At 71.1% G+C, this 19,313-nt stretch carries 19 protein-coding genes and 2 pseudogenes; 6 read left to right on the plus strand and 15 right to left on the minus strand.

The features are described 5' to 3' along the window. Positions 1-42: 42 nt before the first annotated feature. The 3 genes from QF037_RS05715 to QF037_RS05725 form a co-directional block, all read right to left on the minus strand. Positions 43-702: a YceI family protein gene (locus QF037_RS05715; RefSeq protein WP_307022456.1), complete on the minus strand. Its 660-nt coding sequence runs from the start codon at positions 700-702 to the stop codon at positions 43-45. A 91-nt stretch (positions 703-793) separates the two neighbouring features. After that, on the minus strand, positions 794-2,392 hold the full coding sequence (locus QF037_RS05720) for a sodium/solute symporter (protein ID WP_307022458.1): 1,599 nt from the start codon (positions 2,390-2,392) through the stop codon (positions 794-796). Next, entirely contained in the window at positions 2,386-2,736 is a 351-nt protein-coding gene (locus tag QF037_RS05725) for a DUF485 domain-containing protein (protein WP_307022459.1), read from the minus strand. Before QF037_RS05725 ends, QF037_RS05720 begins: the two co-directional genes overlap by 7 nt. A gap of 521 nt (positions 2,737-3,257) precedes the next feature. Between QF037_RS05725 and QF037_RS05730 the strand changes: the two genes are divergently transcribed. Continuing rightward, positions 3,258-3,983 carry a carbonic anhydrase gene (locus QF037_RS05730; protein WP_307022461.1) on the plus strand — a complete coding sequence of 242 codons (726 nt, stop codon included), beginning with the start codon at positions 3,258-3,260 and terminating at the stop codon, positions 3,981-3,983. A gap of 88 nt (positions 3,984-4,071) precedes the next feature. On the opposite strand, the gene QF037_RS05735 is transcribed toward QF037_RS05730, so the two are convergent. From QF037_RS05735 to QF037_RS05785, 11 genes and pseudogenes are all read right to left on the minus strand, one after another. After that, positions 4,072-5,010 carry a hydrolase gene (locus QF037_RS05735; RefSeq protein ID WP_307022463.1) on the minus strand — a complete coding sequence of 313 codons (939 nt, stop codon included), beginning with the start codon at positions 5,008-5,010 and terminating at the stop codon, positions 4,072-4,074. Positions 5,011-5,192: 182 nt separating this feature from the next. Next, complete coding sequence (locus QF037_RS05740) at positions 5,193-5,540, minus strand: VOC family protein (protein ID WP_307037003.1); 348 nt, start codon at positions 5,538-5,540, stop codon at positions 5,193-5,195. Positions 5,541-5,549: 9 nt separating this feature from the next. Continuing rightward, entirely contained in the window at positions 5,550-6,488 is a 939-nt protein-coding gene (locus tag QF037_RS05745) for a sugar phosphate isomerase/epimerase family protein (RefSeq protein ID WP_307022465.1), read from the minus strand. Then, on the minus strand, positions 6,485-7,093 hold the full coding sequence (locus tag QF037_RS05750) for a nucleoside deaminase (RefSeq protein WP_307022467.1): 609 nt from the start codon (positions 7,091-7,093) through the stop codon (positions 6,485-6,487). The genes QF037_RS05745 and QF037_RS05750 overlap by 4 nt, the downstream gene beginning before the upstream one ends. A gap of 14 nt (positions 7,094-7,107) precedes the next feature. Beyond that, positions 7,108-8,634, minus strand: a complete 1,527-nt coding sequence (locus tag QF037_RS05755) for a GMC oxidoreductase (RefSeq protein ID WP_307022469.1) — start codon at positions 8,632-8,634, stop codon at positions 7,108-7,110. A 61-nt stretch (positions 8,635-8,695) separates the two neighbouring features. Next, positions 8,696-9,826 (minus strand): ROK family transcriptional regulator, encoded by a 1,131-nt coding sequence (locus QF037_RS05760; RefSeq protein WP_307037005.1) that lies wholly within the window; start codon positions 9,824-9,826, stop codon positions 8,696-8,698. Positions 9,827-9,834: 8 nt separating this feature from the next. Beyond that, positions 9,835-11,205, minus strand: coding sequence for a carboxylesterase family protein (locus QF037_RS05765; RefSeq protein WP_307022471.1), 1,371 nt, complete (start codon positions 11,203-11,205; stop codon positions 9,835-9,837). A gap of 5 nt (positions 11,206-11,210) precedes the next feature. Continuing rightward, positions 11,211-12,092: a carbohydrate ABC transporter permease gene (locus QF037_RS05770; protein WP_307022473.1), complete on the minus strand. Its 882-nt coding sequence runs from the start codon at positions 12,090-12,092 to the stop codon at positions 11,211-11,213. Then, positions 12,089-12,991 (minus strand): carbohydrate ABC transporter permease, encoded by a 903-nt coding sequence (locus QF037_RS05775; RefSeq protein ID WP_307022475.1) that lies wholly within the window; start codon positions 12,989-12,991, stop codon positions 12,089-12,091. The genes QF037_RS05770 and QF037_RS05775 overlap by 4 nt, the downstream gene beginning before the upstream one ends. 7 nt (positions 12,992-12,998) lie before the next feature. Further along, entirely contained in the window at positions 12,999-14,300 is a 1,302-nt protein-coding gene (locus tag QF037_RS05780; protein ID WP_307022477.1) for an extracellular solute-binding protein, read from the minus strand. 212 nt (positions 14,301-14,512) lie between these two features. Beyond that, positions 14,513-15,384 (minus strand): annotated as a pseudogene (locus QF037_RS05785) (alpha/beta fold hydrolase). A 118-nt stretch (positions 15,385-15,502) separates the two neighbouring features. Here QF037_RS05785 and QF037_RS05790 point away from each other — a divergent pair. From QF037_RS05790 to QF037_RS05810, 5 genes and pseudogenes are all read left to right on the plus strand, one after another. Next, positions 15,503-16,015: a hypothetical protein gene (locus QF037_RS05790; protein ID WP_307022479.1), complete on the plus strand. Its 513-nt coding sequence runs from the start codon at positions 15,503-15,505 to the stop codon at positions 16,013-16,015. Between the two features lie 82 nt (positions 16,016-16,097). Beyond that, a complete protein-coding gene (locus QF037_RS05795) occupies positions 16,098-16,724 on the plus strand; it encodes a hypothetical protein (RefSeq protein WP_307022480.1) in 627 nt (208 codons plus the stop codon). A gap of 57 nt (positions 16,725-16,781) precedes the next feature. Further along, positions 16,782-17,501, plus strand: a complete 720-nt coding sequence (locus QF037_RS05800; protein WP_307022482.1) for a DUF1775 domain-containing protein — start codon at positions 16,782-16,784, stop codon at positions 17,499-17,501. Positions 17,502-17,916: 415 nt separating this feature from the next. Continuing rightward, on the plus strand, positions 17,917-18,330 hold the full coding sequence (locus tag QF037_RS05805) for an alcohol dehydrogenase catalytic domain-containing protein (protein WP_307037007.1): 414 nt from the start codon (positions 17,917-17,919) through the stop codon (positions 18,328-18,330). Further along, positions 18,317-18,751: pseudogene (locus QF037_RS05810) on the plus strand (zinc-binding dehydrogenase); the annotation flags it as partial. The gene QF037_RS05805 and the pseudogene QF037_RS05810, both read left to right, overlap by 14 nt. A 23-nt stretch (positions 18,752-18,774) precedes the next feature. Here the strand turns inward: QF037_RS05810 and QF037_RS05815 are convergent. Next, the gene (locus QF037_RS05815; RefSeq protein WP_307022484.1) at positions 18,775-19,299 is read right to left on the minus strand and encodes a MarR family winged helix-turn-helix transcriptional regulator; all 525 of its coding nucleotides are present in this window, start codon (positions 19,297-19,299) and stop codon (positions 18,775-18,777) included. Positions 19,300-19,313 lie beyond the last annotated feature (14 nt).

Raw genomic sequence — 19,313 nt, forward strand, 5'->3', positions numbered from 1 at the left:
GAGGTCCGCTGTGCTCGCTCGTGTCCCCGTGCCGGGACGGGGTCAGCCGACCGGCGCGGTGCGGATGGCCGCGATGTCGAACTGGAGGCGGACCTTCTCGCTCACCATGGCGCCGCCCTCGGCCAGTTTGGAGTCGTAGTTCAGGCCCCATTCGGTGCGGTTGATGGTGGTGGTGCCGTCGAAACCGGCCCGCTGGTAGCCGAAGGGGTCGGTGACATGGCCTATGTAGGTGAGCTCCAGGACCACGGGGCGGGTGCGGGCCTTGATGGTGAGGTCGCCGGTCATGCGGTAGACATCGTTGCCGACCATCTCCACGGCGGTGCTCGCGAAGCGCATGCGCGGGTAGTTGCGGGCGTCGAGGAAGTCACGGCCCACGAGGTGGGCGTCGCGCTGTTCCACGCCGGTGTCGACGCTGGCGGTCGACAGCACGATCTCCGCCTGCGAGCGGGACGGATCGCGGCCGTCGAAGTACAGGCGGCTCTGGTACTCCGCGAAGGATCCGCGGACCGTGGTCACCATCGCGTGCCGTACGGAGAAGCCGATCCTGCTGTGGGCGGGGTCGATGACCCATTCGCCGGTCAGGGGCGCCAGCGCCGGGTCCGGGAGGAGCGCGGTGCCGCCAGCCGGTGACATGGTGGGGGGCTGGGGTGTGACGGTCTGCTCCGTGCGGCGGAACGAAGTGTCACGGCTGAACAATTTCATGATTCACCTAGTTACTGCACGGGAGTTGTCGCCGCAAGCCCTGACCATCGATGAACAGAAACTCCACAAATTCCCCATGTCATCGTCCAGTTCACTCCTGGTCCGCTCCGACGAGGGTGCGGACCTCGAAGTCCTCGTAGCTTTCGGGCGATTGCGGTCTGCTCAGCACCGAACCCAGCCAGCCGAGGAGGAATCCGGCCGGAATGGAGACAATGCCGGGATTCTGCAGGGGAAACAGGGCGAAATCGGCGGACGGGTAGAGCGAGGAGGGAGTGGAGGAGACCACCGGCGAGAAGACCACGAGCAGGACGGAGCTCAACAGGCCGCCGCAGAGGCTGAGCAGGGCGCCCTGAGCCGTGAACCGCCGCCAGAACAGGGTGTAGACGAGTGTCGGCAAGAGGGCGGAGGCGGCGATCGCGAAGGCCAGGAACGCCAGTGTCGCCGTGTTCGCGCCCCAGGAGATCAGCGCGAGCAGCATGCCCAGGACACCGATGACGGCCGCCGCGAGACGGGCCACGGCCAGTTCCTCGGTCTCCTTCGCCCGGCCCTTGCGGATCACCTCGCCGTAGAGGTCGTGGGCGAGGGAGGAGGCCGCGGCCAGGGTGAGGCCGGCGGCGACGGCGAGGAGGGTGACGAAGGCCAGGCAGGACAGCAGGGCGGTCAGGATGCCCCCGCCGAGGTCCTGGGCCAGCAGCAGGACGGCGGCGTCGCCCTTGCGGTCGGTCCGCGCGATGGTGTCGCGGCCCACGATGGCGGTGGCGCCCAGCCCGAGGATGCCCGCGGCCAGACAGACGAGGCTGACCAGGCCCATGGCCCACACGACCGAGGAGCGCAGCACGCCGACCTGCTTCGGGGCGAGGAGCCGCATCATCACGTGCGGAAGCGCGGCGAGGCCGAGCACGATGGCCAACTGGAGGCTGAAGAAGTCCAGTTTGCTGGTGGTGCTGCCGCCGTAGCGCAGCCCGGGTTCGAGGAACCGCTGGCCCCGACCGCTGTTGTCCGCGGCGGCGGCCAGCAGGGCGTCGATGTTCCAGTCGAAGCGGTGCAGCACCATCACGGCGGTCACGGTGACCCCGCAGATCAGCATCACGGCCTTGACGACCTGGATGAAGGTGGCGCCGGGCATGCCGCCGATGGCGGCGTACACGATGACGATGGTGCCGATGACGACCACGCACAGAGTGCGGGTGGTGGCGCTGGGCTCGCCGGTGAACTGGGTCAACAGCGCCACGCTGCCGACGAGTTGGGCGACCAGATAGAGGGTCGCGATGGCGAGGGTGCAGACGGCCAGGGCGAGGCGTACCGGTCGCTGCATGCGGGGCAGACGGTAGGACAGGGTGTCGCCCAGGGTGAACCTGCCGGCGTTGCGCAGGGGTTCGGCGATGAGCAGCAGGACCATCATCCAGGCGACGGCGGTGCCGCACAGATACAGCAGTCCGTCGTAGCCGGTCAGGGCGACCAGGCCGGTGCTGCCCAGCAGGGTCGCGGCCGACAGGTAGTCGCCGCACATGGCCAGCCCGTTGCGCAGCGGCGACATCATGCGGTTGCCGAGGTAGAACTCGCTGATCTCGTCGCCCTGCGGTGCGGTCAGCAACGCGGTGAAGAGCGTGACGACGACCACGGACAGGAAGAGCACGAGCGTCAGTTGCAGGCTGAAGCGGTCCGCGACCGCGGCGCCGGTCGTCACCATCGGCGGTGGCCCCCCTCACGGGGAGCGGCGCTCAGTCGCGCCCGCGCCCGCCCCGCGGCCTCCTGGTGGCGGGCGAGCCTGCGCAGACCTCGGACGACGGGTGTGATGTGGGTGCGGTGGTGCACGAGGTAGCGCCGCACGATGACGCCCATCAGCACGAACTGCCCGAGCCCCAGGGCCAGTCCCACGGTGAGGTGGCCGCCGAGGGTGCGGTTCATCAGAGCGGGACCGAAGCTGGACAGCAGGACGTACGCCAGGAACCCGCCGACGGCGACGGCCGTGGCCCGGACTCCGAACCGGCGGTGGGTGTGGCGGAGTGTCCGATAGGCGGGATCCTGCGCCACCGGCGACCGCTCCGTGGATTCATGGGGAGTTTCGGAGTTCGGCGGCGGCGCGCCGAACGGCAGGGAGTGCCGTGACACAATGCACCTTCTTCGCTGCTTTGCGCGGAGGCAGGCCAGAGCCACGCTCTGTGCGGACTTCGTGGGGAATTCGTGCACCAGAAATTCGCGTGACGCGAATTGTCACAACGGGGTCGGGACGGGGATTCTCGCAGCGGACACGTTGAACTATCAACGGGCCGAACAAGGCCGGTTCCCGCCCTGACTCATTCCACGCTCCGGCGACTGCGACGACTCCCGCACAGCCTGCGGAAAGGGCTCTCCTGAGATCAGGTCTACACCTTCTCTCGAGCCAGGTTGTCTCAAATGCAGTGCACAGCGAGATAGTTGCCGAAGCCGCCGCACCAAGAACGGCACCAGGGAAGACCAAGATCCGCCCAAGATCACGTCACGCTTTCCCCGCGCTTCGCCATGGTTTGGCAACGCGACGGACCAGCCCCGGACTCGGACATACGTTCGTCGCCGTGAACTCTCAAGACACTCCCCACAGAGCCGGGCGCCGCGCACTTCTGCGCGCCGGGCTCACCGGTGCCGCGGCTCTCGGCACCGGCCTCACGCTCAGCGCTACCCCCGCCTCGGCGACCCCCGCCGGTGCACGTCCTCGACCCGGCACTCCCGACGAGGCGCTGCGGGAACTCGCGGCGGGCAATCTGCGCTGGCGCACCTACCGCGAGCGGCACCCCGACGAATCACCCGCCGTCCGTCAGGCCCTGGCGACGGGACAGCACCCCTTCGCCCTCGTCCTCGGGTGCATCGACTCCCGGGTGCCCCCGGAGCTCGTCTTCGACCAGGGCCTCGGCGATCTGATGACGGTACGCAGCGGTGGTGAGGTGCTGGACGAGGCCGTGCTCGGCAGTGTCGCGTACGGCGTGCTCGAACTCGGCATCCCGCTGGTGCTGGTCCTGGGGCACCAGTCCTGCGGCGCCGTGAAGGCCGCCGTCGAGACCGACGTCTCCGGCGCGCAACTGCCGGCCCACATCCAGTACCTGGCCGACCAGATACGACCGAACATAGACCGCACCAAGGACGGCGCCGCCCGCGTCGACGCGACCATCGACGCCAACATCCGGGCCATCCGCTCCCGCATCGCCGCGGAGCCCGACCTGGCCGCGAAGGTGGCCGCCGGTGAACTGGCCGTCGTAGGGGCCCGCTACGAGCTGACCACCCAGCTCGTGCACCGCCTCTCCTGAACCGAGTGAGCCGATGGCGGGTGCGGCCCCGGGAAGGCTTCCGGGACCGCCCCCGCCATCCCCCTTGTGCGGGCTCAGCGGGTCGGCGTCACGAGGACAGCCACGCGGTGGCGTTCAGCGCGAGCGCCGCGTTGGTGGCGCCGGTGTCGTTCCAGCCGTCGTAGAGCGTGTTGCCGGACTGGCCGGTGCCGTCGTCGATCGGAGAGCTGTCGCCCCAGAAGGCGATCTTTCCGCTGCCGAAGGTGCTGGTCGCGAAGAAGGCTCCGGTATTGCCGGAGTAACCGCTGCGGTAGAGAAGCCCCTTGACGGCCGAGTTGTCGGCGGGCTTGAGGGTGGCCGTCGTACCGCTGGCGATCAGGCTCTTGGTGACGGTTCCGAAGGAGCCGTGCAGCACCGGGTCGGTGCTGTCGCTGATCGCCGCGGGGTAGCCGGAGCTGATGCTGAGCGAGTCGATGGACAGGCCGAACGGGTCGGTGGAGTCGACGCTGTTGTTCGTCATCAGGTCGTTGAGGATTTCGACCGCGTCCTCGCCGTCGTTGTTGCGGTCGGCGCCGGTGTGGTCGGAGATCATGAACAGGCCGCCGCCGTTCTTCACGAAGTTCATGATCGCCGTCTTCTCGGCGGTCGTGAACAGTGTGTTGGGCTCCGGCAGGACGAGGGTGTCGAAGTTCGACAGGTCGGTCGCCGAGGAGCCGCCGTAGGTGAGGCCGGCGCCCGACGGCAGGGTGTCCAGCGCGTAGTCGCCGGTCTGCTGGAGCGCCACTCCCCACGAGGACAGCGCGCCCGTCCAGTCCGTCTCGCCGGAGGGCGAGGAGTCCTCGCCGGTCGGGTCGGGCTGGCTGGTGGAGACGATCCAGTCGGCGTTGCCGGCCGTCTCGGCGTGCGCGTTGTCGAACAGGATGCGGTGGGTGGTGGCGGCGGCCGCCGGACCGGCGGTGGAAGCCTGGACCGCGGCGCCGGTGGCGAGCAGTCCGAACACGGTGACGGCGGTGGTGAATCTGCGGGGGGAGTTGCCGAGGCCGAGCATGCGGTGAACCTCCAGGGTGGGGGGAGCGGGAGGCGGTGCGGGCGCCGAATCTGCGCGCGTAGAACGGCAGTTGCGCGACCGCCGCTCGACACAAGGCTGGACGCTACACACAAGATCCAGAGGGGCGGCAGGGCCTGCTGGGGGTTCACGTAGAGCTCTTACTCGGGAGGCTTCCCCGCGCACTACGTCGATGCGGGGCCGCCCCCGAGCCCGATCTCGTTGCCGTCCGGGTCGTGGTAGGTGATCTTGCGGACGCCGTTGGAGTACGTCTCGCGCTTCGTGGGTTCCAGGCCCCGGTCGGCGATGGCGGCGACGCGGGTGTCGAGGTCGTCGACGAAGAGGGTGTGGAGGGCGTTGCCGGCGCGGGCGGGGAGGTGCTCGACGTAGATGTAGCGGTGTTCCGCCAGCTCCCAGACGGCTTCCGTGTCGTTCGGGAAGAACGCCGGTGCGGTGCCGAAGAGTTGTTCGTACCAGGCCAGGGCCGCCGTGTAGTCGCTGACCGGAATGCCTGCGAAGAGGTCGAGGGAAATCCGCCCATGCTAGGCGTTCGCGCCCCACGCGGCCCTCGCCACGGCCGTTCCCGCCCGCAGCGCGGCCACGGGATCGGCCGCCTCGTCCAACTCGATCAGTACCGTGCCGGCACCCGGCGTGCGGGACATCGCCGCGGCCCAGCCCGGCCAGTCCACGATGCCGTTGCCGAGTTCGGTCATGTACGGCTGCTGTTGGGCGTAGATGGTGTCGTCGACGGTGAGGTGGACGTCGATCGGGCGTACCGCGTCCTTCCAGTGGGCCAGCGCGATCCGCGGGGCGTGCCGGCGGGCGGCGGCCACCGGGTCGCCGCCGCCGAGAGCGATGTGGCAGGAGTCGGGGCACAGCCACACGTAGCGCGGGTCGGTCAGGGCCATGAACAGGTCGATGTCCCGCTCGTACCACAGCGTGCTGTGGGACTCGGTGTGGAAGGCGAGCTTCACGCCGTACCGGGCGACGGCCTCGCCGACGACATGCGCGATGTCGGCCATGCGGGTCATGTAGGCGGCGTCGACGAAGAACGGCGGCCGCGTCCCGTACGTCGTCCGCATCGGCAGCCCGGCGACGAGGAGTTCACCGCCGGCCTCGGCGAGGAAGGCCGCCCGGCGTTCGGCGTCGGCGACGATCGCCTCCAGGTTGTCGCCGTGCCGCCAGTCGGGGGCGTCGCTGCCCGCGATGAACGCGCTCACGACGGACAGGCCCCGGGCCGCGAGCTCGCCGCGGAACACGCGGGCGCTGCCGAAGGCGCGCAGGGCGGAGTCGATGTCGCCGGGGGCGAAGGTCAGCTCGATGCCGGTGACACCGGCGTCGGCCAGGGCGTCCATGACCCGGGCCCAGAAGAGCTCCGGGTGTGCCAGGGCCCATTCGCGTACGGCGTCCGCCGAGGCGAGTTGCCAGAAGTCGGGGTGGTAGAAGGTGATGATGTCGGTGGCGAAACGCGGCATCGTCATTCGGCACCTCCGCGGGCGTTGTAGACGACGCCGTCGCCCTCGTCGACCGCCTTGCGGTAGGCGCGGAACACGGCGAGAGCCTCGTCGCGGAGCACATCACCCACGACCTCGATGCCGCGTGCCGCGAACTGCTGGGCCCAGTCCGCGCCGAGCGGGCCCTCGTCGAAGGTGGTGATCTCCTCCAGTTCCGGGCCCTCACCGGCGACGACGAGTCCGCGCACGCCGGACCACATGGTGGCGCCGTAACACTGGATGCAGGGACGCCAGTTGACGACCAGCTCATGGGCGGGGAGCCCCTCGCCGCCGAGGTCCCAGCCGCCGGTCGCCGTCTGGGCGAGGCCGAGCGCGAGGACCTCGGCGTGGGCGCTGGAGACGCCGGAGGCGAGGACGACGTTCACGCCGACGGAGACGATCCGGCCGGTGTCCCGTTCGGCGACAAGGGCGGCGAACGGGCCGCCGTTGCCCTCGCGCCAGTTGCGGTCGGCCAGGCGGTGGACCAGGCGCATCCGCTCGTCGCGGCCGGGGACGACGGCGGGCACGTCGGCCAGTTCTTCGTCGATCCAGTCCGGCAGGGCCAGGTGGAACTGCTTGGCGATGTCGATCACGGTGGGGCTTCCTGTCAGTGGGCGGCGAGTGCGGTGTTGCGTACGGCCACGGCGCGGGCGGCCCGGATGGCGGTCACCGCGCCGGTCAGGGTGACGTTGGCGGCCATCGCGGTGGGGATGACGCCGTTGCCGGCGAGGTACAGGTTGTCGTAGCCCCACACCCTGCCGTCCGGGTCGCACACGCTGGTGCCGTCGTCGGCGGTGCCGGAACGGACGGTACCGGTCTGGTGCAGGGACGAGCCGGGCGGGAGCAGCGCGCTCTCGGTCGCCGGGTCGAAGGGGCCGAACTCCTCGGCCAGCGACCGGACTTCGGCCAGGGCCCGGTCGATCAGGGTGCGGTCGGCGTCGGAGTAGCCGAACTCGACGGTGATCCGGGGCATTCCGGCGAGGTCGGTCTCGGTGTCGGAGAACACGAGCCGGTTCTCGGGGCGGGACTCGACGGGGGCGTACAGCGACAGGCCCACGGAGTGGGCGAGGGCGCGGCCGCCGTCGTCGACGTATGTGCGGTTCATGATCTGGCCGTGGAACGGCTGGGCCGACCCGTTGTGCGGCAGCCAGAGCGAGTCGGTGCTGAACTCGCCGGGGCGCGGCAGGGGAAGGGTGTCGAGGTCGATGCCGAACCGGTCGAGGTCGAGCAGGACACGGGCGGTGATGAACGCGTGCTCGTTGAGGCGGCGGCCGAGCGCGGGGGGCCGGATGCCCGAGGCGAACAGCAGTTGCGGGGTGCGCAGGGCATCGGCGCACACCACCACGGTGTCGGCGTGGAGTTCGGACGCGGCGCCGTCGGCGACGCGGCGCAGCCGGGCGCCGGTGACCCGGCCGTCCGTGACGAGGAGGGCGGTCGCGAGCGTGCCGGTCAGCAGGGTGAAGGCGCGGTCGCCACCGGTCGCGAGGGCGGGGAAGATCGTCCCGGGAGCCGTGCGGGGCATGGGGCCCGATGCGGTCGGGGTGACGGCCATGGGCATCGGCTGTGGTCGCCGGTCGTGCGGTCCCACGCCGTCGAAGCGTCGGCGCAGGATGTCGAGGACCCGGCTGCCGACCTCGGTCGGGCCGATCGCGGCGGGCGTGACGGCGAGGATCCGGCGCGCGGTGTCCAGGTCCGTCGCCCAGCCGACCGGGTCACCGAAGTCGAACACCTCGTCCCCGGCGGGCCAGGGCGTCGCGGCGGTCCAGTGGACACCCATGCCGCCCGCGTTCCACGCGAGCGCCGCCTGGGGCATCGCCTCGGTGTCCTCGCCGAAGGCCAGGGCGTGGAACATGCCGGGCGTCAGACCGGCGAGGCTGCCCGCGACCTCGCGCACCACCTCGGCGCCGGTGTACATGCCCTGGATACCGGTGGCGACGCGTTCGTTGTACCGGGCCCACAGGTCCGGGTCGTCGAGGTCGTGCAGGTGCAGGCCGGGAGCCGCGCCGATCGTGCTGCCGCCGTCCACCATGGTGATGCGCAGCGCCGGATCGCTGTCGCGCAGTTGGCGGGCCACGACGGATCCCATGATGCCGCTGCCCACGACGAGGACGTCGGTGCGGGGGGTGTCGGTCAAGGTGAGACTCCATGTGTTGTGCCACGGGTGCGGGTGGGGGGCGAGCTGTGGGGGGGGCGGGTCAGGCGCGCGGGACGAGCGGGCCGAACAGTTCGGTGTCCATACGGTCGAGGGCCAGTTTCACGGCGCCGACCAGGGCCGCGTCACGGCCCAGGACGGTGGCGCGCAGTTCGATCTCGGGGGCGCGGGCGTCGCGCATCGCCTCCCGCACCCGGGGCAGCAGCACGTCGGCCGCGTCCTCCAGACCGCCGCCGAGCACGATGAGCGAGGGGGCGACCGTCCACGACAGGATGGTGAGGATCGAGGCCATGTTCTCCACGAACTCGTCGACCTCCACGAGCGCGGACGCCTCACCCGCCCTGGCGGCCTCGCAGCGGGCCAGGGCGACCGCCCGCTGTGCCGGTTCGGGTGAACTCAGCCAGGCCACCGGGTGGTTCTCGACCGAGGCCGTCGGTATCGACCGCGCCTCGACGATCTCACCCGCCGCACCGTCGAGACCGCGGTGCACGGCGCCCCGTATGAGGATGCCGAGACCGGTGCGGTTGCCGAGGATCGCCCAGACGACGTTGTCGTGGTCGCCGGCCACACCCCGCCAACGCTCCGCGAGCGCACCGAGGTTGGTGTCGTTGTCCGCGAACCACGGCATCGGGATACGCCGTTGGAGCTCCTCGGGCAGGTGCACACCTTCCCAGAGCTTCGTGTGCACCAGCCGCCGTACGACTCCCTCGTCGTCGATGGCGCCACCACCCGCGACCGCTCCGGCGCGCAGCCGGTCCACCGACCCGCCCGCGTCGTCGAGTGCCCGAAGGACCAGCGCCGCCGCGTCGTCGAGCGTGGTCTGCGGGTCCTGGTAGGCGCGCAGGGGCCCCTCGGCCCGGCCGAGAATGCGTCCGCGCACATCCGCGACGACCGCGGACGCGCCCGAGGTGGTGATGCAGACGGCCGCCAACAGGGCGTGCTCGGCGCGCAGTTCGTACCGCCGGGCGGGACGCCCCGCAGAGCCGCTGATCGGCAGCCGGTCCAGCTCCGCCACCCAGCCGGCCTCGACGAGCGAGTCCAGGATGAGTTCGATGGTACGGCGGGACAGACCGGCCTGACCGGCCAGCGCGGTCAGCGTCGTCGGCCCGGCCGACACCGCCAGCGCACGCAGGACGACCGAGGTGTTGACGCGTCGGACGGCGCTCTGGTTCATCCCGGACATCAGCACGTTCCCGCCGCCTCGGGCAGCGGCCGTACGACGGGATCGAACGCGCCCGTGGTGTCGGCCACCAGCGGTGCACCGCTACGGCCGTACTCGCGCGCCGGGTCTCCGAGCACCCCGATCGCGCGAGCCCAGTCCGGTCCCTCGCCGTGGAGGAACGCGACCAGGTCGGCGTGCATCGAAGTGGCCAGCTCCCGGGGCGGTTCGGTGCCGAGGGCCTCGGCGATCCCGCCCGCGTCGAGTACGTCGAAGAAGTACGGGATGTCGACGCAGTGCGCGGCACCGCCGAGCACGGGCGAGGGCCATTCGAAGGAGTACAGCCAGGTGCCGGCGCGGGCGGCGCGACGGGAGGCCGCGGCCCGCGGACAGGCGGCGCGGAACAGGGTGTCGGTGCGGCGGGTGCCCGCCGCACGGGCTCCGTGCACGGGACCCGGGCCGCTGTCGAACTCGTCCCCCGTCGCGCCGAGCAGCAGAGGTACGTCGTGCCCGTGCACGGCGAGACCCTCCGCGACCGGCACCGGGAGGATGTCGTCGCCGACGAACGGGCCCAGCACGAGCGCGTCGTCGCCTCCTTCGTCCCGCTGGTCGAGGACGGCCCGCTGGAGGTCCGCCACGCCGCGGGTGCCGAATCCGGCTCGCGTCGCGGGCACACCGAGCCGCTCCCCGAGCCGTCCCAGGAACGCGCGTACCGCTCGTGGTTCGAAGAACCCGCCGGACATACTGACCGCCCGCTGGAAGCGGCCGCGGCCGGCCGGCGACGAGAGCAGCGCGAGCACCGCCGCGCCCCCGGCCGACTGCCCGGCGACGGTCACCCGGTCCGGATCACCGCCGAAGGCGGCGATGTTCTCCCGCACCCAGTCGAGGGCGAGCAGCAGGTCCCGCAGCCCCAGGTTGGTGGGGACGTCGTCCAGGACGGCGAATCCGTCGACGCCGAGCCGGTAGCCGACGGTGACGCAGACGACGCCGTCGCGGGCGAAGGAGCGGCCGTCGTACCAGGGGCTTGCCGGACTCCCCGCGAGGAACCCGCCCCCGTGGATCCACACCATGACCGGGAAGGGCCCGCGGTCGTCGTCCGCCGGCGGGGCCACGACGCCGAGGTTCAGCACGTCGTCTCCCGGCACCGACGGCTCGGGCACGGTGGTCGTGGCGAACAGCGGCACGCGCTGGGCGGTCGGACCGTGCCGGGAGGCGTCGTACGGCTCCCGGAACCGGCCGCGCGCGACGGGTGCGGCGAACCGACGTGCGCCCGTGGGTGGTTGGGCGTAGGGGATGCCGAGGAAGCGGCGTACCTGACGGTGGCGGCGACCGGTGATCGTGCCGGCGGGAGCGTGCACGGTGACCGGCTCGCCCGGCGCCGCAAGGGAGTTCATCACGCTCACCGCATTCCCGTGCCCGAGATGCCCTGCACGAAGTAGCGCTGGAGGAACAGGAAGAGCAGGAGCACCGGCAGCATCACGACGATCGCACCGGCGAGGAGCAGGCCGTAGTCCTTGACGTTGTCGGCCGCCTGGCTGGTGGCGGCGAGGCCCACCGGCAGGGTGTAGCTGTCCATGCTCTGGGCGACGATGAGCGGCCAGATGAAGTTGTTCCACGAGGCGAGGAACGACATGATCGTGATCGTCGCGACGGCGGGGCCGGACAGCGGGAGGAAGATCCTGAAGAAGATCCGGAACTCGCCCGCACCGTCGATCCGGGCCGCTTCGAGGAGTTCGTCGGGGATCGACATCGCGTACTGCCGCATGATGAAGACGGACAGCGGCATCGCCACGCCGGGCAGCGCGATCCCGGTGAGGGTGTCCGCGAGACCGAGGTCGACGGTGATCACGAACTGGGTGACGAACACCGCGGTGAACGGCACCATCATCGCCGCCATGACCGCGCCGAACGCGAGCCTCTTGCCCGCGAAGTCGAGCTTGGCGAGCGCGTAGCCGGCGGCCGACGCCGCGACGATGTTGCCGGCCACGACGATGGCCGCGACCACGACGCTGTTGACCATGAACTGGCCGAAACCCTCGGTGCGGAACAGCCGCAGGAAGTTGTCGAAGGTGACGTGGTGCGGGAGCCAGGCGCCGGGGTCGGAGCGGATCTCGTCGAGGCTGCGCAGCGAGCCGCTGAGCACCCAGAAGAAGGGCAGCGTCGTGAGCAGCGCGCACAGCACCAGCGCGCCGTACAGCAGTGGCCGGGCCACGGGCCGGCGGCGTGGGGCGAGCAGGTCGGTGGTGGTGGAAGTGTTCCGCAACGCGGCGAGAGCGGTCATGTGCGGGGCCTCAGCAGTCGGAACTGGACAAGACTCACCAGGGCCACCAGGACGAGCATCACGAAGGACGCGGCCGAGGACATCCCGAACTCGCCGGCCCCGAACTGGTGGTAGGTGTACAGCGCCACGGACTCGGTGGAGCCGAGCGGGCCGCCGTCCGTGAGCAGATAGGGCTCGTCGAAGACCTGGAGGTAGAAGACGGTCAGCAGCACCGACACCATCAAGGTGGTGGGCAGCAGCAGCGGCAGGGTGATGTGCCGCAGCTGCCGCCACTTTCCCGCCCCGTCGAGGGAGGCGGCCTCGTACACGTCGTCCGGGATGGCCTGCAGACCGGCGAGGAACAGCACCATCGCGGTGCCGAAGTTGCGCCAGACGCCGAGCAGGATGACCACGGGCATGGCGAGGTTCGGGTCGTCCAGCCAGTTCGGTCCGGCGAGCCCGACGGCACCGAGCCCTCTGTTGACGGTGCCGTCGGCGTAGAAGGCGTACTGCCAGATCAGGGCGACCGCCACGACGTTGGTGACGACCGGCGCGAAGAAGAGCGTGCGGAAGGTGCCGCGCAGTCGGCGGATGCCGGAGTTCAGCGCCACGGCCAGGGCGAAGCCGATCGCCATGGTCAGCGGCACGCCGACGGCCACGAACAGGGCGGTGTTCAGGATGTCGCGCAGAAAGCTGTCGTCCTGGAACAGCCGGACGAAGTTGTCCAGGCCGGTGAAGTCGACCGCGAACGGATGCCTGAGGTCGGTGCCCCGCAAATCGGTGAGGCTGAAGCCGAGCGCGGCGACGGTCGGGATGGCCGTGTAGACCAGGAACACCACGGCGAACGGCGCGAGGAACAGCCAGGCGACGGCGGTACGACGGGCGCGCCGCCGGGGGCGCGCCACAGAGGTGGTGGTCATGGGCGGCTCACTTCGCGCCCGTGCCGAGGCTGTCGGCGTACGACTGGATGTCCGCGGCGGCCTTCTCCGCGGTCGACGTGCCCCTGGCGACGGCCTCCATCTCCTTGCCGATCCGGGTCGCGACCTGCTGCCAGGTGCTGACCTGCGGGAACGTCCGGGTGTTCTTGAGCTGCGTGAGGAAGGCGCCGAGGAGCGGCTGCCCCTTGATCGCGGGGTCGTCCCAGGCGGAGACCACCGCGGGCAGCGAGCTGTACGCCTTGTACTGCGCGATCTGGGTGCTCGGCTGCGCTATGTGCCGGACGAGCTTCCACGAGGCGTCCGCGTTGCCGCTGTCCGCGAGGACGCCCCAGCTGCCGCCTGCGGAGAAGGAGACGCTGCCCGAGGACCCGGCCGGCAGGGGGGCGGTGGCGACGTGGGACGCGGTCCAGCCGTCCTTCTTCGCGGCGGTGTCGAGCTGGCCGACCACCCACGGGCCGGTGATCATCGTGGCGGTCTTCCCGCTGACGAAGTACGGCTGCGCGTCGAGGAAGGTGGGCGTGGCGGTGTCGGCGACGCCCGAGGTGAAGAACGACGCGTTGTACTTGAGCGCGTCGATCATCGCCGGGGTGTCGAGTGTCCACTTCCCGCCGGAGGAGAGCAGCGAGCCGCCCGCCTGCCATGCGTACATCGCGACGTCCTGGCCGTTGAAGATGTCCCACCCGATGTCGGCCGCGAGGCCGTGCTTGGCACCGGCCCTCTGGAGAGCCCTGAAGAACGGCACCATCTCGTCCCACGTGGCCGGCGCCTCGACGCCCGCCTTCTTGGCCAGATCGGAGCGGTACACGAGGGCGTACGTGTAGGCGTACCAGGGCACCGTGTAGGCCACGCCGTCGACGACGCCCGCGTCCCAGAGGCTCTTGAAGAAGCTGTTCGGGTCGACGAGGCCGCCCGGCACCGGCTGGAGGATCGACGGGTCGAGGAACTGGGCCTGCGACTCGGGGAAGAACTGGGCGATGTCGGGCCCCTTGCCCGCCGCGACCGCCGACTGCAGCTTGGTGTAGTAATCGGCGTTCGGGATCAGCGTGAACTTCACGGTGACGTCGGGATTGGCGCTCTTGAACGGCTTGATGACCTTGTCGAGCACATCGGCGTCGCCCTGCGCGGCCCAGACCGTGACGGTTCCGGTGGCCGGCGAGTCCCCGATGGGCGAGGCGGAGGACTTCGCGGCGGTGGCGCCGTCCTCGCGTCCGCAGCCGGTGAGGCCGAGGGTGCCGAGGACGGCCATGCCGGCGGTCAGCTTCAGGGCACCGCGTCTGGAGAGGTTGGGCACCTTGGGCTCCTGGAATTTCAGGGGAAAGTAGCGTTTTCGGTCCGGCGGACCCGATGACGAAGCTACGAGGCATGCATTTCGGCCATATGCACGGAGCCGTCGCGAATAATTTCGGAACTTGTAGCGAAATCGAGGTGGCGCCATTCGTTCTGGCGCCGTCTCCGGAGGACGCTCCGGATCAGGACGGGATCAGAAGCGGAGCGCGCCCGGCGTCAGGCCTTCGCCGTGTGCTCCAGGATCGCCGCGGCGAGCGGGGCGTGGACCTGGGGCGGAAGGGCGTGGCCCATCCCGGGGATCTCGACGAGACGGGCGCCGCGGATCACCTGGGCGAGGTGGTGGGCGTGCGGGGGCGGGGCGACGGGTTCGGCCGGGGCGGAGATGACCAGGGTGGGTACGTCGGTGCGGGCGAGTGGTGCGGTGCGGTCCATGCCGGAGGTGTCGGCACGGGCGTGCGCGGTGCTGGTGGCGTGGTGCCCGGTGTGCTCGATGATCGTCCGTTCCCGTGCGCGGGCGTATGCGGCGTCGAAGGGCAGCTGGTCACCGCCCAGTACCTGCCAGTGCTCGACCCGGCGCGCCAACTCGGCCTCCGGGCCCCGGTCCTCCACCGGGCGGGACCACAGCTCCAGGAGATGCGGGGCGACTCCGGGAAGCCGCTCCGGCGGGGTGCGGGTTCCGTCCGGACTCACGTAGGGGAGGGTGCTGAGGGCGGCGGTTCCGATCAGTGTGGCGCTGAGCAGCCGGTCGGGGTGGTCGGCGACAAGGAGTTGGGTGAGCATGCCGCCCAGTGACATTCCGACGACGTGGGCACGTTCGACACCGAGCCGGTCCAGGATGGTGACGGCGTCTTCCGCGAGTCGGGTCAGCGGATAGGGCTGCTCGTCGAACCGCCAGGTGGAGCGCCCGGTGTCCCGGTGGTCGTAGCGGATGACGTGATGGCGGGTGCCGAGCGTGTCGACCAGCTCGTCGGGCCACCCCAGCCCCGACGCCTGCGCGCCCATGATCATCAGCAGCGGGGCGCCCCGACCGCGCCGCGGTCCTCCACCCACAGGCGCACACCGGGGGCCACGTCGACCATGCGTTCCATGTCCGCGCTCCTCCGCATCCACCAAACAAGACGATACGTACCGTATCGCATAGCTCAACACGATGCTTCCCGCCGACCAGGTTTGCCGATCGCCGCCGCCCGTCCGTAAGTTGACCCGATGGGCCTTTTCGACAAGCTGACCGGCACGCGCCACCCCGACCGCGGCATCGCATCGCGTTCCGCCGAGGAGGTCCGGGCCGCGCTGCTCGCCGTCAACAGGCCCGACGCGCCGTACGTCGTGCGCAATGCTCGGCCCGACGAGCGCGCCGACCTGGTCGCGGAGTGGCGGATCGAGGAACCCGCCTGGCACACCTTCTTCGCCCGCACCCAGCTCACGTCGACCCTCCGGACGCGGATGCGCCTGGTCCCGGCCGATCAGGAGGTGCGGGCGGTCGACGAGCAGTGGCAGGTCACCTGGGTCGGGGAAACGCCCCGGCTGGCCATCTCGCGCGAGTACTCGCGTGGGCAGGTCTCCATGGTCAGTCGGCAATGGACGTACGAGCGCGGGGACGACGGCCGGAGGCACAAGACGGAGGTGTTCCGCTTCGATCCCGCGGAACTCAAGGACCCACTGCGCGCGGCGGTCCTCGGCGCGGGATGGACATGGCGCGGCGTGGTCTTCAAGCTGTGACGCGCTGACCAGGCCGAGGCGTCCGTCTCATTTGCCGACCGGCCTGCGCGCCGAGCAACCCATGGCCCAAGATGAGCAGGTCATGCACCAACCCGCCACGCACCGTCCAGCGCCCCTGCCCGTTCTGCGGGCCGCGGTGTTCGCCGTCGTCGGCACGGTGCTGGGGGTGAGCGCCCACCATCTGGCCGCCGAGGGCGCCGTACCGTGGGCGCGGGGTTCGGCCGTGGCCGCCGCGCTGTTCGGTCTGGGGCTGGTCGGCGTACGCCGTCCCCGGCGCATGGGAACGGTCGTGGCCTGCAGTGTCGTAGGCCAGTCCGGGCTGCACCTGTGGCTGACCCTCGGCGCGCACGCACAGCCGCCCGCCCACCAGCACGGTCACCACATGCGGGGCGCCCACCCGGCCTCGTACGACTCCGTGGCGATGGCGGCGGCCCACGCCGTGGCCGCCGTGCTCGTCGCGGTGCTGCTGCACCGCGCGGACGCGGCGTGCTGGACCGTCGCGCGTGGCGTGGCCGCGGTGTTCGACGCGGCGCGTGCCCATGTCGCCGCGGCGCGCGCGTTGTTCACACGGCCCCGGACGGCGGTGCGGAACCGGCCGCCGGTGCTCGTGCCGATGGAGACCGGATGGTCCGCGGCCACCGGTCCGGTGCTCGCGTATGCGGTGGTGCGTCGCGGTCCTCCCGCGTCCGGGTCGGCCGAAGCCAACTGACCCAGCCGGGAGGCCTGTTCAGGCCGCCCCGGCGCACCCCCCTGCCTGGAGACACCCATGTCCCGCACCACCCGCCGCCTCGCCGTCGCCACCGCGGCCGCAGCAACCGCCGTCCTGCTCAGCGCCGTTCCGGCCGCCGCCCATGTGGAGATCGAGGCCGAGAACGCACAGGCCCTCGCCCAGGACGTCGAGCTCACCTTCACCGCCGAGTCGGAGTCGGCGACCGCCGGCATCACCCAGCTCCGGGTGATCCTGCCCAAGGGCATCGCCCCGACCGACGTGACGTACGAGGACGGCCCCGAGGGCTGGAAGTTCGCCACCACGGACGACGGTTACACCGTCAAGGGTCCGGCCGTGAAGGTCGGTGGCGACGCCGAGCACTCGGTCGTCGTACGGCAGCTGCCCGACGCGAAGGAGCTGGCGTTCAAGACGCTCCAGACCTACAGCGACGGCAAGGTCGACCGCTGGATCGAACTGGGCGAGTCCGACGACGGGCACGGTCACGGGCACGGCAACGAGGCCCCGGTCCTCGAACTGAAGGCGGCAGCGCCGGGCGCGACCACGGTGAGCCCCACCCCCAGCGCGTCGCCGACTCCGACGCCGACGCCCACCGCCACGGAGACCGGCGTCTCCCCCACCCCGCAGACCGCCGACACCGAACAAGACGAGGACAGCGGTCTGCCCACGGGCGCGTGGATCGGTATCGCGGCGGCGGTTCTGCTCGTGGCCGGGGCGGTCGTTCTCGTCGTACGGCGACGGGGCGGCGCTCAGCAGTAGTCCGGCGGCACTCCCCAAGGGCCCTCGCACCCACGGCGGTTCGCGGTGCGGGGGCCCTGCCTCAGAAGTTCTTGACGAGCAACGTCGCCAGCCACAACGCGACCACCACCGCGGCGAGCACTCCGACCACCTGGACGGCCCGGACAGGAATCCTGCGCATCGCGTCCACCCTCTCCTCGACTCCTGACGCAGTCCTACCCCGGGCACTGGCCGACGGCACGGTTCACCGCGACGATCCGAGGGAATCCCGACCAATCGGCGGTCAAGGAGAGCCCCTGTGAAGGCCATCGTCCAGAACGCCTACGGCTCCACCGACACACTGCACCTGCGGGACATCGACCGTCCCGTCCCCCGCGCCGACGAGGTGCTCGTCGAGGTGCGGGCCGCCGGCGTCGACCCGAGCGTCTGGCACCTGATGACCGGACGGCCCTACATCGCCCGGCTCAGTCCACAGCTCGGACTGCGCCGCCCCGCCCACACCGTGCGCGGCTGGGACGCCGCCGGACGTGTCGAGGCCGTGGGCGCCGAGGTGACCGGCTTCAAGCCCGACGACGAGGTCTTCGGCCAGTGCGACGGCTCCTTCGCCGAGTACGCGCGCGGCAAGGCCGGACAGCTCGCCGCCAAGCCCGCGAGCCTCTCCTTCGAGCAGGCCGCCGTCCTGCCCGTCTCCGGCGTCACCGCCCTCCAGGCCCTCGCCGTGGCGCGCCCCCGGCCGGGACAGAAAGTCCTCGTCATCGGCGCGTCGGGCGGGGTGGGGAACGTACGCCGTCCAGCTCGCGGCGCACTACGGCGCCCAGGTCACCGGCGTCTGCGGCCCCACCGCGGGTGACCTGGTCCGCTCGCTCGGCGCCACCGACGTCATCGACCACACCCACGAGGACATCACCGACCGGCCCGTCCGCTACGACCTGATCGTCGACGCCGCCGGCAACCGTTCCCTGACCCGGCTGCGCCGTATCCTCGCCCCGCGCGGCACCGCCGTCTTCGTCGGCGGCGAGGACGCGGGCCCCGTGCTCGGCGGCCTGGACCGGTGGGTCCGCGGACTGGTCCTCTCCGCCTTCGTGGGCCAGCGCCTGCGCCCGCTGTTCGCGGTCACCCGGCAGCAGGACCTCCTCACGCTCAAGGCCCTCGTCGAGGCGGGCGCGATCACTCCGGTCATCGACCGCGCCTATCCCCTGGCCGAGGCGGCCGACGCCGTACGCCACCTGGAGAAGGGGCATCCGCGGGGCAAGTTGGTCGTCACGGTCTGAGGCGGCGTGCGGCCGCTGGGGCATCAGTCGGTGCGCGCGCCCTGCTGACCGTCGGGGGATTCCACCCGGGCGAGCCAGGTCGTGAGGAGCGTTTCGAGGGTCGCGGCCTCGCCGGGTGTCAGCAGGTCCAGGAGTCGGCGTTCGTTGCGCATGTGGTCGGTGAAGGCCCGGTCGATCAGGTCGCGGCCGGGCCTGGTGAGGGCGACGATTCGGCCCCGCTGGTCGTCGTCGGCGCGTCGGCGGGTGACCAGTCCGGCACGCTCCAGGCGGTCGATCCGCTTCGTCATCGCGCCGGTGGTGACCATGGTGTGGGCGGCGAGCTCGCCGGGTGCCCGTTCGTAGGGCTCGCCCGCGCGGCGCAGGGCGCACAGGACGTCGAACTCCCCCTCGCTCAGGCCGTAGTCGCCGTAGACGAGGCAGAGCTCCTCGGTCAGCCGGTCGGCCAGGCGGTGCAGTCGGCCGATCACTCCTTGCGGGGTGACGTCGACGTCGGGCCGTTCACGACGCCAGTCGGCCTGGATGCGGGCCACGCGGTCGAGTTCTTCCATGGGGTCACAATACC

The organism is Streptomyces canus (genome assembly GCF_030815415.1).
Taxonomy (GTDB): Bacteria; Actinomycetota; Actinomycetes; order Streptomycetales; family Streptomycetaceae; genus Streptomyces; species Streptomyces canus_F.